General features: G+C 56.9%; 15 protein-coding genes. 6 read left to right on the forward strand and 9 right to left on the reverse strand.

Annotation, left to right across the window (positions count from 1 at the left end):
- Nucleotides 1-21: 21 nt before the first annotated feature.
- From KGA69_RS07475 to KGA69_RS07485, 3 genes are all read right to left on the reverse strand, one after another.
- Nucleotides 22-1,344, reverse strand: coding sequence for an MFS transporter (locus tag KGA69_RS07475; protein WP_045397190.1), 1,323 nt, complete (start codon nucleotides 1,342-1,344; stop codon nucleotides 22-24).
- 271 nt (nucleotides 1,345-1,615) lie between these two features.
- Nucleotides 1,616-2,647 carry an inner membrane protein YhjD gene (gene yhjD / locus KGA69_RS07480; protein ID WP_045397187.1) on the reverse strand — a complete coding sequence of 344 codons (1,032 nt, stop codon included), beginning with the start codon at nucleotides 2,645-2,647 and terminating at the stop codon, nucleotides 1,616-1,618.
- 107 nt (nucleotides 2,648-2,754) lie between these two features.
- Entirely contained in the window at nucleotides 2,755-3,654 is a 900-nt protein-coding gene (locus tag KGA69_RS07485) for a LysR family transcriptional regulator (protein WP_045413427.1), read from the reverse strand.
- Between the two features lie 118 nt (nucleotides 3,655-3,772).
- On the opposite strand from KGA69_RS07485, the gene KGA69_RS07490 reads away from it, so the two are divergent.
- Both KGA69_RS07490 and KGA69_RS07495 read left to right on the forward strand, forming a co-directional pair.
- Nucleotides 3,773-4,531: an SDR family NAD(P)-dependent oxidoreductase gene (locus tag KGA69_RS07490; protein WP_213292944.1), complete on the forward strand. Its 759-nt coding sequence runs from the start codon at nucleotides 3,773-3,775 to the stop codon at nucleotides 4,529-4,531.
- 359 nt (nucleotides 4,532-4,890) lie between these two features.
- On the forward strand, nucleotides 4,891-5,499 hold the full coding sequence (locus KGA69_RS07495; protein ID WP_015703753.1) for a helix-turn-helix transcriptional regulator: 609 nt from the start codon (nucleotides 4,891-4,893) through the stop codon (nucleotides 5,497-5,499).
- Here KGA69_RS07495 and KGA69_RS07500 read toward each other — a convergent pair.
- From KGA69_RS07500 to KGA69_RS07515, 4 genes are all read right to left on the reverse strand, one after another.
- Nucleotides 5,496-5,918, reverse strand: coding sequence for a glycoside hydrolase family protein (locus KGA69_RS07500; protein ID WP_213292945.1), 423 nt, complete (start codon nucleotides 5,916-5,918; stop codon nucleotides 5,496-5,498). The genes KGA69_RS07495 and KGA69_RS07500 overlap by 4 nt on opposite strands.
- Nucleotides 5,919-5,993: 75 nt before the next feature.
- Nucleotides 5,994-6,521 (reverse strand): GNAT family N-acetyltransferase, encoded by a 528-nt coding sequence (locus KGA69_RS07505; RefSeq protein WP_213292947.1) that lies wholly within the window; start codon nucleotides 6,519-6,521, stop codon nucleotides 5,994-5,996.
- A gap of 63 nt (nucleotides 6,522-6,584) precedes the next feature.
- Nucleotides 6,585-8,243, reverse strand: a complete 1,659-nt coding sequence (locus tag KGA69_RS07510) for an alpha,alpha-trehalase (protein ID WP_047078846.1) — start codon at nucleotides 8,241-8,243, stop codon at nucleotides 6,585-6,587.
- A 270-nt stretch (nucleotides 8,244-8,513) separates the two neighbouring features.
- Entirely contained in the window at nucleotides 8,514-9,662 is a 1,149-nt protein-coding gene (locus tag KGA69_RS07515; protein WP_213292949.1) for an iron-containing alcohol dehydrogenase, read from the reverse strand.
- Nucleotides 9,663-9,761: 99 nt separating this feature from the next.
- Here KGA69_RS07515 and KGA69_RS07520 point away from each other — a divergent pair, with 99 nt between their 5' ends.
- Together KGA69_RS07520 and KGA69_RS07525 are read left to right on the forward strand one after the other, a co-directional pair.
- Nucleotides 9,762-10,385 (forward strand): glutathione S-transferase family protein, encoded by a 624-nt coding sequence (locus KGA69_RS07520; RefSeq protein ID WP_045397164.1) that lies wholly within the window; start codon nucleotides 9,762-9,764, stop codon nucleotides 10,383-10,385.
- Nucleotides 10,386-10,578: 193 nt separating this feature from the next.
- Nucleotides 10,579-11,673, forward strand: a complete 1,095-nt coding sequence (locus tag KGA69_RS07525) for a serine hydrolase domain-containing protein (protein ID WP_047047836.1) — start codon at nucleotides 10,579-10,581, stop codon at nucleotides 11,671-11,673.
- A gap of 32 nt (nucleotides 11,674-11,705) precedes the next feature.
- On the opposite strand, the gene gorA is transcribed toward KGA69_RS07525, so the two are convergent.
- Together gorA and KGA69_RS07535 are read right to left on the reverse strand one after the other, a co-directional pair.
- A complete protein-coding gene (gene gorA, locus KGA69_RS07530; protein WP_047040394.1) occupies nucleotides 11,706-13,058 on the reverse strand; it encodes a glutathione-disulfide reductase in 1,353 nt (450 codons plus the stop codon).
- 72 nt (nucleotides 13,059-13,130) lie between these two features.
- The gene (locus KGA69_RS07535) at nucleotides 13,131-13,973 is read right to left on the reverse strand and encodes a 23S rRNA (adenine(2030)-N(6))-methyltransferase RlmJ (RefSeq protein WP_015703746.1); all 843 of its coding nucleotides are present in this window, start codon (nucleotides 13,971-13,973) and stop codon (nucleotides 13,131-13,133) included.
- 176 nt (nucleotides 13,974-14,149) lie between these two features.
- Here KGA69_RS07535 and prlC point away from each other — a divergent pair, with 176 nt between their 5' ends.
- Both prlC and rsmJ read left to right on the forward strand, forming a co-directional pair.
- Entirely contained in the window at nucleotides 14,150-16,192 is a 2,043-nt protein-coding gene (prlC, locus tag KGA69_RS07540) for an oligopeptidase A (RefSeq protein ID WP_045397157.1), read from the forward strand.
- Between the two features lie 7 nt (nucleotides 16,193-16,199).
- Nucleotides 16,200-16,952 (forward strand): 16S rRNA (guanine(1516)-N(2))-methyltransferase RsmJ, encoded by a 753-nt coding sequence (gene rsmJ, locus KGA69_RS07545; RefSeq protein ID WP_045397154.1) that lies wholly within the window; start codon nucleotides 16,200-16,202, stop codon nucleotides 16,950-16,952.
- The last annotated feature ends 362 nt before the right edge of the window (nucleotides 16,953-17,314 follow it).

Below are 17,314 nucleotides of genomic sequence, written 5' to 3' on the forward strand. Positions count from 1 at the left end.
AACGGCGTCAGGGCCTGCAGCTTACAGCGATTGATGGCGGGTTTCGTGGGTCAACAGCAGGGCGATAAGCGTCAGCGCCGCCATCGCCGCCAGGTAGATACCGACAGCCGGCAGGCCGTAATTGCCCTGCAGCCAGGCGGCAATATACGGTGCGACCGACGCGCCAAGGATCGACGACACGTTATAGGAGAAAGAGGCGCCGGTATAACGTACTTCCGTCGGGAACAGCTCCGGCAGCAGCGCCCCCATCGGGCCGAAGGTCAGCCCCATCAGGCTGAGGCCCAGCAGCAGGAAGGCGAAGACCAGCAACGGGTTGCCGGAACCGAGCAGCGGTTTAAAGGCGAACAGCGCGAACAGAATAATCATCGTGGTGATGATGATCATGCTCTTACGACGGCCAAAGGCATCCGCCAGCAGGCCCGCCACCGGCACCATCACGCCAAAACCAATGACCGCCATCATCAGCATCCACAGCACTTCGTTACGCGGCAAACCTAAACCAATCGGCGCGGCAGCGGTACTGAAGGTCATGGAGTAAACGGTCATGATATAGAACAGGGTATAGGTCGCCAGCATGATGAAGGTGCCGAGCACGGTCACGCGTACGTGCTTAGTCAGCAGCGTACCCAGCGGGATTTTGACCTGTTTTTTCGCCGCCGCCACTTTGGCGAACACCGGGGTTTCATGCAGCGACACGCGAACATACAGACCGATAATGACCAGTACCGCAGAGAAGATGAACGGCACGCGCCAGCCCCATTCCATAAACTGCTGGTCGCTCAACAGCCACGACAGCAGCAGGAAGGTGCCGTTGGCGAAGAAGAAGCCGATTGGCGCCCCCAGTTGCGGGAAGGAGCCATATAGCGCGCGTTTGCGCGGCGGAGCGTTTTCCGTCGCCAGCAGCGCCGCGCCGCCCCATTCGCCGCCCAGGCCGAGACCCTGACCAAAGCGCGCCAGCGCCAGCAGCATCGGCGCCAGAATGCCAATGCTTTCATAGCCCGGCAGCAGGCCGATGACCACGGTGGATATCCCCATGGTCAGCAGCGAGGCGACGAGTGTGACCTTCCGGCCTACACGGTCGCCGAAGTGGCCGAATAGCGCTGAGCCAATCGGGCGCGCGACAAAGGCGATGGCGAACGTCGCCAGCGACTGGAGCGTCGCGGCGGCGGCATCACCCTGTGGGAAAAAGATATGGGGGAAGACGATAACCGCGGCGGTGGCGTAAATATAGAAGTCGAAGAACTCAATGGCGGTGCCGATGAGCGAGGCGACGACGACTTTATTACGCGAGTTAACCGGCGTGGCGTCTTGCGCGTTGTCGATAGTAGTGGCTGTGGCTTGCATAGATCTTTCTTATTTTTGAGCGAACGAAAAGCCATATAGCCACAGCAAAAGAGACATTTCAATCTGTAACAAAACTCGCCATTGCGCAAAAAACAGGCAAAAAGCGGATAATTTTCGCCCTGAGAAAATATCTTCTATGAAATGCTTCACATAATTAAAATATTAGAGAATAAAACCAGTTTTAGGTTAAATAAAAGTTACGCACTGGATTTATCTGCTGAAATGATAGGTCGGGCTGAATTTTGCGTCTTTATTCAGCCCGATAATGACTTTAATCGTGGGTTTTCCCCGGCATCCGCTTATCGTCTTTATACTCTGCGGTCGCAATCCACGCGGCGCAGAAGAGGGTCAGACGGGCGAAGAAGTAGAAGAAGGCCATCAGCCCCAGTACCGAACCAAAGGCGGCGCCGGATGGGGATTTCACCAGCGCCGGCAGCGTCCAGGTCATCACGATTTTGATAATCTCAAAGCCAATCGCCGCAATTAGCGTACCGCGGAACAGCGCTTTGCGGCGTGGACGGTGGCGCGGCAATCGCCAGAAGATCCAGAAAAACAGCAGATAGTTAGCGAAGATGGAAATCGCCAGACCAATCAGGCGCCATGCGGGTTTAAGCCATTCAATATAATCGAGGTACAGCGCGGAGATGATCATCTGCTGCGCGGATCCGGCGACGGAGGTAATCGACAGGGTGATCACCAGCGCGACCAGCAGGCCAATCAGCGAGATCAGGTCGCGGAAGTATTTTACCCAGATTTTTTCCTGATCCTGCGGCGTACGTTCCCACACGTCGCGTGACTGGGCGCGAATCGCTTCACGCAGGTTGCCCATCCAGTTAATACCGGAGTAGAGCGCGACCAACAGGCCGACCAGCCCGACGGCGGTACGCTGCTGCACGGCGGTGTTGATGGTGTTTTTAAGCGTTGCCGCCAGCGTCGGGTCGCTGACGTTCTGCAGAATTTTATCGAAGATGTCCTGCAGCAGGGTCGGATGCCAGGCCAGCACGAAACCGGCGGCGGCGAACGAGACCATCAGAATCGGAATCATCGACAAGAATGAGAAGTAGGTAATGGCTGCGCCAAACTGATTGCCAAGCCTGTCATTGAAGCGCTCGGCGGCGCGCAGCAGGTGGGCTATCACCGGATTTCGTTGGACTTTCGCCGCTGTTCCGGTGACCGTTTTCAGCGCCTGGTTAGCTTTCTGCCCAACGGCGGAATCGTTGATGGCGGCGAGCGTACTTTTGTTTTTCTCCGGCAGCTGGTCCGTTTCCTGTGGCGGCTGGCGATCGTCGTTTTCCGGCGTCATAAGTGATTTCTTCCTTTCTTTACAGCGATATTCAGCCAAAAGTATACCTTAAACGACGCATCTTGCAGGCGCCCATCGGCCCGACGGGTGTTGACGACCCGCGCCGATTAATCGACATAACCTTTCATCAATCCGCCCAGCCACTCCATAAAGAGATGTACGCGGCGGGAGAGATTACGCCGATGTGGATAGATAATCGACACCGGCATCGGTTCGGCGCGGTACTGCGGCAGGATCTCAACCAGCTCGCCGGTACGCAGCGGTTCGCGTACCGCAATGCGCGGAACCTGAATAATGCCGAGCCCGGCCTGACAGGCGGCCTGGTAGGTTTCGGTGCTATTGACGGTCAACACGCCGCCGGTTTTCACCCAGCGCACGGCGCCATCGCTGACGACTTCAAAGCCTGACTGCCGCGCGCCGAAGTTGCTGGCATAGTGGATCAGGGCATGATCCGCCAGATCGTCGAGGCTTTCCGGGTAGCCGAAGCGCGCCAGATAATGTGGACTGGCACAGTTAATTTGCGTGAGCTTGCCGAGCGGGCGGGCGATGAGTCCCGAGTCTTTAAGCGTACCCACCCGGATCACGCAGTCGAAACCTTCGCGCACCACATCGACCAGCCGGTCACTACTGCTCAGTTCGACTTCAATACCGGGATACTGTTGTAAAAACGCGGGAAGTTTCGGGATAACCAGTTTTTTGGCGACGCTGATCGGCATATCGACACGCAGGCGGCCACTGATGCTCGACGGATCGCCCTGAAACATACCATCCAGCTCTTCGAGATTGCTTAACAGGTCTTTGGCGCGTTCGTAATAGACCATGCCGTCCTGAGTCAGCTGCACCCGGCGGGTGGTGCGGTGGAGCAGGCGGGCGCCAAGATGGCTTTCCAGTGCCTGGATCTGTCGCGATACGCTACCTTTGGGCAACCCAAGGGTATCGGCGGCGCGAGAGAAGCTCTCCAGCTCCGCGACGCGGATGAAGAGTTGCATTGCGTGAATTTTATCCATACTTACTGCCTATTGTTGTTAATACTGAAACAGTAAAACGTAATTTAGCCCATTTATTGTTACTGCGTCTGCTAATAAGCTCTTTATTCACACACACGTAATGACGAAGAGGTTTCTGATGACACAACGTATCGCTTTAGTGACCGGCGGCAGCCGCGGTCTGGGAAAAAACGCGGCGCTGAAGCTGGCGGCCAAGGGAACCGATATTATTCTGACCTACCACAGTAACCAGCAGGCGGCGCTGGAAGTGGTGGGCGAAATTGAGCAAACAGGCGCGAAAGCCGCAGCATTACCGCTGAACGTCGGTGATAGCGCCAGTTTTGCTGGCTTTGCGCAACAGTTGACGCAATGTCTGAAGGAGAAGTGGCAGCGCGATAGCTTCGATTATTTATTGAACAATGCCGGCATCGGGTTGACCTCGCCGTTTAGCGAGACCAGCGAAGCGCAGTTTGACGAGCTGATGAGCATCCACTTTAAGGGACCGTTCTTCCTTACCCAGCAGCTGCTGCCTTTGATTAAAGATGGCGGGCGCATTCTGAACGTCTCCAGCGGGCTGGCGCGTTTTGCGCTACCGGGCTATTCCGCTTATGCGGCGATGAAAGGCGCGATGGAGGTATTAACCCGTTATCAGGCCAAAGAACTCGGTGCGCGCGGGGTATCGGTCAATATTATCGCTCCCGGGGCAATTGAAACCGACTTTGGCGGCGGTGCGGTGCGTGATAATGCCCAGCTTAACCAGCATATTGCCGCCCAGACGGCGCTGGGACGCGTCGGTCTGCCGGATGATATCGGCGATGCTATCGCCGCGTTGCTGAGCGACGAGCTTGGCTGGATGAACGCTCAGCGCATTGAGGTTTCCGGCGGCATGTTTTTGTAATGAGAACGCCCTGCGCATAATGGCGCAGGGCGTCACCATATTGTGCGTTTTATTATTCCGTAACACTCTTTTTCCTCATGCATATCGCTGATTTTTCGCGAGTGGATTACACTGGCGGAAATAATATTATTTTCCGCTTAGCTGTCCGTTTAATTAAGGAATTCCTTACATCAAATGTAATAAATATTATGAATGGGTAATCGTTCCGCGCTGGCGTGTAACTATTCATCTTCATGATATTTATATCATCTACTCCATCGGTAAAATGGCTTAGGTCATACGGCGAGTTCTTATTTTTGTCGGCTGATATTACCCTTCCCCCACTTTTTAAGGGGTATTTTTTCGATGGAGAGCAGTCCATGCAAGTAATCATGTTTGACAGGCAGTCAATATTTATTCATGGAATGAAGGTCGGCTTACAACAACGTATTCCTGAAATTAATATTCATAGCACCTGTCAGGCAGAACAGCTGTGGCAACTGCTCACGGCTCATCCGCAGGCGCTTCTTATCCTTGATGGCGACCTGAATAGTGAATTTTGTTGCTGGTTGCTCCAGGAGAAGCAGCAGCGTTTTCCGCATGCCAAAGTATTATTAGTGGTTTCGGATGATAATAAAAGCTGGCTGCAACGAGCGCTGGCGTGGAACGTGCGCGCCATTGCCCAACGTGAGGATAGCGCCGATATGTTTGCCCAGATCATTAATAGCATCATGTTGGGTATGATGTGTCTGCCTGGCACCTGGTTAATGACTTCGGCGGAGCGCGGGAAACACGCTGTGCATTTAAGTCGTCGCCAGCAGGAAATTTTAAAACTGCTGGCGGAAGGCAGCTCTAATAAGGAAATTAGCCGTACGTTAAATATCAGCGCCGGGACCGTGAAAGCGCATCTTGAGTCGTTATATCGGCGGCTGGATGTGAAAAATCGGACCCAGGCGGCGATGGCATTTAATAGCGTCGGTGAAAATTAACTGGTCTGAGAAAACCACTCGCACTCCTGCAGGCGGAAGGTGTTATCGCGGTCAATTTTCCGCCATATCGCCAGCGCCTGCGTTATGTTGTGGTTGTTAAGTGAACGCAAAATAGCCTCCAACTCCGGTTGGGCGCTGCCATCTAAACTGAATACCAGCGCCAGCAGGGCATCGCACTGCGGCTGAGTCAGTTCCACGACTAACCTTCGCTGTAATATCTGTTGGCACCGCAGCAGGTCTAGCGTCAATAGCATCATCGCCAGTTCGGCGGTGATGGGCGTCTCTTTCTCATCTTCACCGATAGCGTGGCCGTAGCCGACCCGCCATTGCCCAAATTTGTCCTGATACGGCAGTAGCGCCAGCCCTTGCGTCTGCTGGATAAAACGCAGCCCCGGCAGGCTTAACGTGGTGACGGTCATGATCTTTTCCTCTGTGGTTGGCGGCAGTGTAGAGGAAAAGCGGGGTCGCCCCCATTCGCCGGATGGCCCAGGGCCTTATTGGTAATCGTGGCGCATCAGGCCAAACAGCCAGTCATTGTGCCAACGGCCATGTAGCCAGTAGCTCTCGCGTAGCTCTCCTTCCTGAATAAATCCTGTTTTTAGCAGCAGTTGTTTCGAGGCCTGGTTCCCGGCGGTGACGCTGGCGGTCAGGCGACGGATGCCGCCTGTAGAAAACGCGTAATCACATAGCGCCCGCAGTGATTCATATCCGTAGCCCTGGCCCTGCGCCTGTGGGGCGAAGAGAAAGCCCACTTCGGCAATATCATCATCGTGGTGGCAATAGCCGGTCAGGCCGAGGGATGTATGGCTTTGCCGATCGCGAACCACCAGACATAACCAGTGCGCGGCCTTAGGCGACCAGGCCGGCAGGCGCGTATCAAACGCGGCGCGGATATCGGCGATGGGCCGGTTATCCGCGACATAGAGCATCACTTGCGGATCCTGTTGCAGGCTGAGAAAAAAAGACCAGTCGTCAAGCTGCAGCGGCGAGCAGCGCAGCCGCGGCGTAAGCAGTTCGGGCATGTTGTCGGCTCTGGCAAGGGGAAAATAAAACCTTAGCAGCACAGCATGCCGACGGAAAGTGCCTCATGAAGACCTCGGCTCGCCGTACAGGCTGATGAGTCGCCGTACCACGCCGTTGGTCCAGCCGAAGCCATCCTGCAGCGGATACTCCCCGCCGCCGCCCTCATGTGGGACGCCGCTGGCGATATGATATTTCTCAATCAGCTTGTGGTGTTTGAGATAAAATTGATTCACCGTCTGCAGCCAGCTCTGGGCGATTTCATCGCCGAGCGGGTCGTGGCCGTACATTTTGAATCCCTGTACCGCCATCCACTGCAGCGGCGCCCAGCCGTTGGGTTTATCCCACTGTTCTCCGCTTTCATATTCCGTCGCCATGATGCCGCCAGGGGTGAGCAGACGCGCGCGTACGGCATCCGCCAGCCGTTCGGCCTGGGCGTGAGTCGCCATCCCGACATATAGCGTGACGATACTGGCGGCGGAGAACAAGGCCAACTGCTCACGGCGCCAGTCGTAATCGCGAAAACAGCCGCACTCTTCATCCCACAGATAGCGGGTCACCGCCTCCCGGCGTGCGTTAGCTTTACGGCGAAATTCGGCTTCAGCTTCGCGATCGCCCTTCAGGCCGGAAAGGTTGGCGATAGTATTTTCCAGCTTAAACAGAAAAGCGTTGAGGTCGATGGGAATAAACTGGGTGGTGCGGATACTCGCCAGCCGGGTGATATCGCGCAGCCAGCGGCTGGAGTAGTCCCAGCCGGAAGCCGCGCCGGCGCGCAGGTCACGATAGACCTCGTTCGGCGGGCGGCCGGAATGTTTTGCCGTTTCTACATCTTCTCGCCAGGATTCATCGCGCGGCGTATCGCGGTCGTCCCAGTAGCGGTTAAGCAGCGAACCATCAGGCATACGCACCACGTGACGGTAGGCCTGGTTAGGGATCAGCGATTCCGCGCCGTCCATCCAGAAGGCGTGCTCTAATTTGAGATGGTCAAGATAGCGGCGCGCGCCGCGAACGCCATCTTCCTCAAACAGCTCAACCATCAGGGCGAACACCGGCGGCTGGGAGCGGCTGAGATAGTAGGTGCGATTGCCGTTGGGAATGTGGCCGTAGGTTTCAATCATCCAGGCGAAGTTGTCGGCCATACATTTGAGCAAATCTTCACGGCCGCTTTCCGCCAGCCCCAGCATGGTGAAGTAGGAATCCCAGTAGTAGGTTTCGCTAAACCGCCCGCCGGGGACGATATATGACTGCGGTAGCGCCAGCAGCGACGACCACGGAATATGATCCTGCGGTTCACGTGTGAGGACTGGCCAGAGCTTATCGATATGCTCTTTTAGCGTCAGTTTCGGATCAGAAGTGTAATCATCGGCGCGGTTATCCGGCAGCCAGAAGTTGTCTTCCACAAACTGACGCAAATCGAACTCCGGCGTACGCTTAACCCGTCGATAGTGCATCAGGATATCCAGCGGATCGTGTTTCGGCGCGCAGTCGGGAAAGGTTTTACTATCAAGAAAAATGCGCGACTTTTGGACGTTGGTAAACAACTCGAGATAGCGGTCGGCGGGGGTCAGCGCGTCGGACGCCGGTAGCCCTTCGATGATCTCCGGCTCCGGTTCGGCGTCGAACATTTCATCCAGTTTTAACTCATACGGATCGGCTTCGTAGCACGGATCGTTTTCGATCCTCAACTCGTCGTCATCAACGTTGCGTAGTTTCTGGCTGAACATAGCGATACAGGCCTCCGGATAGCGTGAGTTTAGGGGCCGGGCATGCCCGGGCTCTCTAATAAGCGTAGACACTCGCTTCGGTCTGCGGAAGACAAACTGTGCGTCAGGTCACGCTTTTCAGTGCATAAAAACGACAGGGAAGTAGAGCAGGTCTTTGAAATTAAAGGGTGAATATTTACCGGTATCGTGAATGCGCGAAAACGAAATTCGGAGCATTCATTATGCAACAAAATTTGAACCGCCCCGGGTAAACGCAGGCGGTTGGCTCATTTACTCCCAGGCGGCTTCCAGCATCTCCAGCAGTTGCTCTGAATCCAGCGTGACCGGATTGGCTTTCATCGACGATGAACTACTGGCCGCCAGCGCGGCGGGTTCCAGCGCTTCGCGCGACACGCCGAGGTCGCGTAAATTGCCGAGCCCCGAGCGCTGGCTCCATTCGCGCAGGCTTTGCCAGGCGTCATCCGGCGAGACGCCAAGCCCGGCGGCGATCCACTGGCGCACGTCGAGGAAACGCTGGCGCAGCGCCAGATTGGTTACCTGCGACTCATTGAGTTCCAGCCCAAAGGGCAGCAGGCAGCCGCAGAGCGCGCCGTGGGAGGCATCGCTTAGCCCGCCAAGCGGCCCCGCAAGACCGTGAACCACGCCCAGCCCGGCGTTGGCCAGCGCCAGCCCGCCGCACAGGCTGACCCAGGCCAGCTCGTCGCGGCTGTCGGCACACTCTTTTTCCATCAGCGTTTTTAACGCGGCGATGCCGCGGGGGATCGCCTCCCGGCACAGAGCATCGGTGAAGGGCGTCGCCCGGGTGCACAGCCAGGGTTCGATAACCTGAGTTAAGGCATCAAGGCCGGAGCCGAGGGTGACGGCGCGGGGGGCGTTATCCGTTAACGCCGGATCGACAATCGCCAGCTGCGGCAGCATGCGGTCGTCACGCAGGCTGACTTTGCGCTGCTGCTGCGGGACGTTGATGACCGCGTTTTTAGTGACCTCCGCGCCGGTGCCGGACGTTGTGGGAATAGCGGCAAACGGTAGCGGGCTGGCTTCCAGTATTCTCCCCGTTCCGACGACTTCCAGATAGTCGATGGCAGGCCCGCTTGCCGGGACCAGCGCGGCAATGGCTTTACCGGCATCAATGACCGCGCCGCCGCCAAGGCTGACCACCGCGCCGACGCCGCGCTTGCGCGCCAGCCGTACGCCGCGTTCTATATCGTCCAGCGTGGGTTCATTGGCGATAGCAAACGTGCTGACCTGAAGATGCAATGCGGTCAGTTCACTCAATAAAAATTGGGCGCGGCTTTTGGTCGCGCCGTGAACCAGCAGCACCGGGGCATCATATTGCGCCAGCCACGGCGCGGCGCTGCGGGCCTGCCCGCGGCCAAAGCGGATATTGCCCGGCGTTAAAATGTTGAAGGGAGTGACCATGTGTAAGAGTACCTGTAGTGGATAATTATTCTGCAATCCACTATACACATTATCCGGCAAGCTTCATGTCTGCCATATTACGAAAAAGGGTTGCTGACGATGATAAGAATCTTGGGTAAACGCTCGTCTATTAACGTGCGTAAAGTCCTCTGGACCTGCGAAGAGGCGGGGATCGAGTATCAGCAGGAAGATTATGGCAGCGGCTATAGCCCGCTTGATACGCCGGAATTTTTGGCGCTCAATCCGAATGCGTTAGTGCCGGTGCTGATGGATGACGATTTTGTCCTTTGGGAGTCGAACAGCATCTGCCGCTATCTGGCGCGTAAGGCCGGACGTGAGGATTTGCTACCCTCGGCGTTACGTGCCGCGGCGCAGGTAGAGCACTGGATGGACTGGCAGGCGACGGAGTTTAATAGCGCCTGGCGCTACGCTTTCACGGGACTGGTGCGTAAAGACCCGCGTTTCCAGGACCCCGCGGCGATTAAAGAGAGTATCGCCGCGTGGACGCGCTGCGTACAGATTGTCGACAACCAGCTACAGCGCACCGGCGCGTGGCTGACCGGCGAGACGTTTACGCTGGCGGATATCGTGCTGGGACTTTCGGTGCACCGCTGGAAAATGACGCCGTTCGCCCACCCGGAGATGGCAAACGTCGAACGCTGGTATATGGCCCTTAACCAGCGTCCGGCATTTATGCGCCATGGCAATAACGGCGTGGCGTAGCGTCCTAAGCCTGGAGCTTATTTATTTTTCAGCGTATTCGCTTTGCGCTGGCGGAGTAATACCGCTACGATCCGCGTCTATTTTTTATCTCATCCCAAAATGCGCGGCAGGTAGGTGAAGTTTGAACAGGCGGTTAGGCCTTGTGCTATTGGCATTACTGTTGGTTTCAGGCTGTTCCGGCACGCTGTCGCAAATGAGTCCGCCCAGCAATGAAACCAGCCTGGTGGGGAATGATGGGCAGCGGCTTTCCATCGACGCTTTCGTCAGCCATTACATGCGTGAAAAGCAGGTTAGCGGCGTGGTGGTGGCGGTTATTCATCACAACGGTCCGGCTGAATTTCACTGCTTCGGCGTGACGGATGATAAGCAGCGCTACCCGATAACCCCGCAAACGCTTTTTGCCCTCGGCTCGTTAAGTAAAGGCGTAACCGCTGAAGTGGTGACGATGCTGGTTAACAAGGGGCGTTTGCACTGGAACGACACCTTACAAACTCTGCTGCCGCCGGGTACGGCGCTGAGCGAAGATGCCCGTAAGATAACCTTGCTGCAGCTGGTCACCCATACCTCCGGGCTGCCGCGTCAGCCGATGAATATGCTGTCGCTTGAGCATCTATTGGCCTATCTTAACGACGGTGAAAACTTCTATCACGAGCTCGATGCCGATGGCGTGTTGAGCTATCTGAGCAACTTCAATGCGCCGCAGGAACGCGAGCCGGGCTACTCCAACCTTGGTTTTGCGATACTGGGATATATCCTCAAATACCAAACCGGCGAATCGATTGAGACGCTGGCTTCACGGATGATCTTCCGGCCGTTGGCGATGGGGAATACCAGCTTCCAGCCGCAAACGCTGCGCGAATACCCGTGGCGGGCGCTGGGACATGCAGGCGATCAGCCGAAATTTAAACCGCGCGGCGCGCTGACGCCGGACTGGCAGTTCACCAATAACATGGTTGGCGCGGCGAGTCTGTACAGCGACGCCGGCGATCTGATTAATTATGCCCGCGCTCACTTCGCGCCCACGGGGCAGACGGCGCTGGATAAGGCATTCAGGGACGTTAGCGTCGATTATTATCCGCGGCAAATTGAAGCAGCGAACATTGCCTGGGTGACCGATACGTTTGGTCAGCAGCAATTGACCTATCAGGTGGGTTACATCGGCGGCTATTCAAGCTATATCGGCTTCGATAAAGCGAATCAGAATGCGGTGGTGGTGCTGCAAAACAGCTTTAACTGGAGTAACTACATCGGCCATCAGATCCTGCGTAATCTGGTGACGGAGCAATAATGAAGCCCCGTCCTGAGACGGGGCTGTGCGGATTAACGCATGGTGACAAACTCTTCCGCTGCGGTCGGGTGAATGGCAACAGTGTTGTCGAAGTCTTTTTTGGTGGCGCCCATCTTCAGCGCTACCGCAAAGCCCTGCAGCATCTCATCCATTCCGAAGCCGATACCGTGAATACCGACAATCTTTTCTTCCGGACCGACGCAGACCAGCTTCATACGGCACGGCTGGCGGTGAGAGGTCACGGCGGTATACATCGCGGTGAAGGACGATTTGTACACCTTCACGGCGTCATCGCCGTACTGCTCGCGCGCCTGCGGCTCGGTTAAGCCGACGGTGCCGATTGGCGGGTGGCTGAAGACTACGGTCGGGATATTGCTGTAGTCGAGGTGCTCTTCCGGCTTGTTGTTAAACAGGCGTTCGGACAGACGACGGCCTGCGGCCACGGCGACCGGCGTCAGCTCGACGGCGCCAGTATTATCGCCCACCGCGTAGATGCCCGGTACGTTGGTGTTCTGGAACTTATCAACGATGATGTAGCCTTTATCGTTGGTTTTAACGCCCGTTGCCGCCAGGTTGAAGTTATCGGTCGCCGGTTCGCGGCCAATCGCCCAAATCAGGCAATCTACGGTCTGGCTGCGGCCATCTTCCAGCTCCAGAGTCAGGCTGCCGTCGGCATTCTTGACTACCGCCTTCGGAATTGCGTTGGTGTGCAGCTGCGGGCCTTCGGCGTTCATCACTTCCACCAGAGTCTCAACAATCAATGGATCGAAGCTACGCAGCGGCGCGTGTTTACGCACGAACAGGTGGGTTTCGGCGCCGAGGCCGTTAATCACGCCGGCCAGTTCAACGGCAATATAGCCCGCGCCGACTACCGCTACGCGCTTCGGCAACGCCGGCAGTTCGAAGAAACCGTCGGAATCAATACCGTATTCCACACCCGGAATGTTCGGATGGCTCGGTCGGCCGCCGGTGGCGATCAGGATATGATCGGCGGTAATGGTCTCGCCGTTGACTTCCACGGTGTGGGCATCGACAAAGCGCGCGAACCCTTTGATAACATCAACGTTATTCTTACCCAGTACGTTGTCGTAAGAGGTATGAATACGGTCAATATAGGCGCTGCGGCTGGCGACCAGCTTATCCCAGTCGAAATGATTGATGGTGGTATCGAAACCATAATCCGGGCCATACAGATGAATCGCTTCGCGGATCTGCGCCGCATGCCACATCACTTTTTTCGGCACGCAGCCGACGTTGACGCAGGTGCCGCCCAGCTCTTTGGCTTCAATCAGCGCGCACTTCTGGCCGTACATCGCCGCACGGTTAATCGAGGCGATACCGCCGCTGCCGCCGCCGATGGCGAGGTAATCATAATGTTTGCTCATGCCCATATGTCCTTAATCGTTAATTGCCGCGATTGTAGCGCGAGGCTTAAAAGGTTCCACCGATGGTTGCGATTACTCCGGTACGATCCAACTTACGGTCGCGTGACCGGTACCGGCTGGAACCAGTTTGCTGTGCAGCCACGGCAGCACGTTATTCATCTGCTGTTCCAGCTTCCACGGCGGGTTGATGACGATCATCCCGGAGGCGGTCATGCCGCGCTGGTCGCTGTCCGGACGCACCGCCAGCTCGATTTGCAGAATTTTGCGAATACCTGTGGCTTCTAAATCTTTAATCATGCGTTTGATTTGCGCGCGCAGCACCACCGGATACCACAGCGCGTAGGTGCCGGTGGCGAAGCGTTTATAACCTTCGTTAATCCCGGTGACCACCGCCTGATAATCGGTTTTAATTTCGTACGGCGGGTCGATAAGAATCAGACCGCGACGGGAAACCGGCGGCAGCTTGGCCTTCAGCTGCTGATAGCCATCGGCTTTGTCGACGCGCGCGCGGCTGTCTTTCTGGAACTCGGCGCGCAGCAGCGGGAAGTCGCTCGGGTGCAGTTCGGTCATCTGCAGGCTGTCCTGCTCGCGCAGCAGCTGGCGCGCGATAAGCGGCGAACCCGGGTAGTAACGCAGCTGGCCGCTGCGGTTGAAGTGCTCGACGACCGAAATATACGGCTCCAGCTCGGTCGGCAGATCGTCCTGCTGCCAGATACGGGCGATGCCTTCAAGGTATTCGCCAGTACGTTCGGCGTGCTCGCCGCTCAGCTGATAGCGGCCCGCACCGGCGTGGGTGTCCAGGTAGAGAAACGGTTTTTCTTTCTCTTTCAGCGATTCAATGATCAAACTCTGAACGGTGTGTTTAAGGACGTCGGCGTGGTTGCCTGCGTGAAAGCTGTGGCGATAACTGAGCATGGATGCAGAGATTCCGGGAAGTAAACAAGTTAACCGACAGTTTACCGCAGTTCGCCCAGGATTGCCGCTGTCGCACCGCCTGTCATTGAAATTCCCGCAACTATCCCCCATTCTAGATCTCATGCAAAAGCGCCGGAACGCGCGCTTCATTCACCTTCTTCAACAGGACAGCGCATATGACCAATCCATTACTGACGCCTTTTTCATTGCCGCCTTTTTCTGCGATTAAACCAGAGCACGTGGTCCCTGCGGTCACCAAAGCGCTGGATGATTGCCGGGCCGCGGTGGAAAGCGCGGTGGCGCACGGCGCGCCGTATAGCTGGGAAAATCTTTGCCAGCCGCTGGCGGAAGTGGACGATGTGCTGGGACGCATCTTCTCGCCAATCAGCCATTTGAATTCGGTAAAAAACAGCCCGGAACTGCGTGAAGCCTACGAACAGACGCTGCCGCTGCTCTCCGAGTACAGCACCTGGGTCGGCCAGCATGAAGGCCTGTATAAAGCCTACCGCGATCTGCGCGACGGCGATAACTACGCCACCTTGAATACCGCGCAGAAAAAAGCGGTCGATAACGCCCTGCGCGATTTCGAATTATCCGGTATTGGCCTGCCGGCAGAAGCGCAGAAACGCTACGGCGAAATCGCCGCGCGCCTCTCTGAGCTTGGCAATCTGTACAGCAACAACGTGCTTGATGCCACCATGGGCTGGAACAAGCTGGTGACCGACGTCGCCGATCTCGCTGGCATGCCGGAAAGCGCGCTGGCCGCCGCTCAGGCCCAGGCGCAGGCGAAAGAGCAGGAAGGGTATCTGCTGACGCTGGATATCCCGAGCTATCTGCCGGTGATGACCTACTGCGACAATCAGGCGCTGCGCGAAGAGATGTATCGCGCCTATTCCACCCGCGCCTCCGATCAGGGCCCGAACGCTGGTAAATGGGATAACAGCCCGGTGATGGCGGAGATCCTCGCGCTGCGTCACGAACTGGCGCAACTGTTGGGCTTTGACAGCTACGCCTTTAAATCTCTGGCCACCAAAATGGCCGAAAACCCGCAGCAGGTGCTCGATTTCCTGACCGACCTCGCAAAACGCGCGCGTCCTCAGGGCGAGAAAGAGCTAGCTCAGCTGCGTGCTTTCGCCAAAGCCGAGTTTGGCGTCGATGAACTGCAACCGTGGGATATCGCTTACTACAGCGAAAAACAGAAACAGCATCTCTACAGCATCAGCGATGAGCAGCTGCGCCCGTATTTCCCGGAAAACAAAGCCGTTAACGGCCTGTTTGAAGTGGTTAAGCGCATTTATGGCATCACCGCCAAAGAGCGTACCGATGTCGATGTGTGGCATCCGGAAGTGCGTTTCTTCGAGCTGTATGACGAAAATAACGAGCTGCGCGGCAGCTTCTATCTCGACCTGTATGCTCGCGAACATAAACGCGGCGGGGCGTGGATGGACGACTGCGTCGGCCAGATGCGTAAACTGGATGGCTCCTTGCAAAAACCGGTCGCTTATCTGACCTGTAACTTCAACCGCCCGGTAAACGGCAAACCGGCGCTGTTCACGCACGATGAAGTAATTACCCTGTTCCACGAGTTCGGCCATGGTCTGCACCACATGCTGACCCGCATTGATACCGCTGGCGTTTCCGGCATCAGCGGGGTGCCGTGGGATGCGGTCGAGCTGCCGAGCCAGTTTATGGAAAACTGGTGTTGGGAGCCGGAAGCGCTGGCCTTTATCTCCGGTCATTACGAAACCGGTGAACCGCTGCCGCAGGAACTGCTGGAGAAAATGCTGGCGGCGAAAAACTACCAGGCGGCGATGTTTATTCTGCGCCAACTGGAGTTCGGTCTGTTCGATTTCCGTCTACACGCGGAATACTCGCCGGAGCAGGGGGCGAAAATCCTCGAGACGCTGGCCGAGATTAAAAAGCAGGTCGCCGTGGTGCCTGGCCCAACCTGGGGCCGCTTCCCGCATGCATTCAGCCACATCTTTGCGGGCGGCTACGCGGCGGGCTACTACAGCTACCTGTGGGCCGACGTGCTGGCGGCGGATGCCTTCTCGCGCTTCGAAGAAGAGGGGATTTTCAACCGCGAAACCGGTCAGTCATTCCTCGACAATATCCTGAGCCGCGGCGGTTCCGAAGAGCCGATGGTGCTGTTCAAACGCTTCCGCGGGCGCGAGCCGCAGCTGGACGCGATGCTTGAGCATTACGGGATCAAAGGCTGATTGCTACGTGAAGATCTGCTTAATTGATGAAACAGGCGCCGGTGACGGCGCCTTATCTGTTTTGGCCACCCGTTGGGAGCTGGAGCATGATGCTGAGAATCCGATGGCGCTGGTGTTGACGGCCGAGCATCTGGAACTGCGCAAGCGTGATGAGCCCAAACTTGGCGGCATCTTTGTCGATTTCGTCGGCGGGGCGATGGCCCATCGGCGCAAGTTTGGCGGCGGCCGCGGCGAAGCGGTAGCCAAAGCGGTGGGTATTAAAGGCGATTATCTGCCGGATGTTGTCGACGCCACCGCCGGCCTGGGGCGTGATGCCTTTGTGCTGGCGTCGGTCGGCTGCCGCGTGCGGATGCTGGAGCGTAATCCGGTGGTCGCCGCGCTGCTCGACGATGGTTTGAAACGTGGCTATGCCGATGCGGAGATCGGCGGCTGGCTGCAGGAGCGCCTGCAGCTGATTCATGCTTCCAGTCTGAATGCGCTGACCGATATCACCCCGCGCCCGCAGGTGGTGTATCTGGATCCAATGTTTCCCCATAAGCAGAAAAGCGCGCTGGTCAAAAAAGAGATGCGGGTATTTCAGTCGCTGGTAGGGCCGGATTTAGACGCCGATGGCCTGCTGGCGCCGGCGCGACAGCTGGCGACCAAACGAGTGGTGGTGAAGCGTCCGGATTATGCGCCGCCGCTGGCGGATGTCGCCACGCCGAACGCGGTGGTGACCAAAGGGCATCGGTTTGATATTTATGCCGGTACGCCGGAGTAATATTACGCCGTGATTGTATCTCCCGGATAGCGGCGCAACGCGCCTTATCCGGGCTACGGCTTACGCCTTACCTGGGCTCGCTACTCGCGGTGTCGTTTTTTGTCGGGTGGCGGCTAACGCCTTACCCGACTTACGGTCCGCGCCATTGCGAGCTTAAGATCTCTACTTTGTCCCCATGGCTACTGAAACTGCCGGTGTTGGCGGCCAGAGCCCTCTGTGCGCTCCCTGCGCCATGAGAGACATAACGCAGAAGAAATATCGGGAGCGCAATCTGCTCTGAAATAATAAAAAACAACTCTTTTTCCCGGACTAAAAAAGTTGCCAACCGATAATAGTATCTACGGTCCGTGCGGCCTGCCTTT

This window comes from Klebsiella sp. A52 (assembly GCF_018388785.1).
Lineage (GTDB): Bacteria > Pseudomonadota > Gammaproteobacteria > Enterobacterales > Enterobacteriaceae > Klebsiella > Klebsiella aerogenes.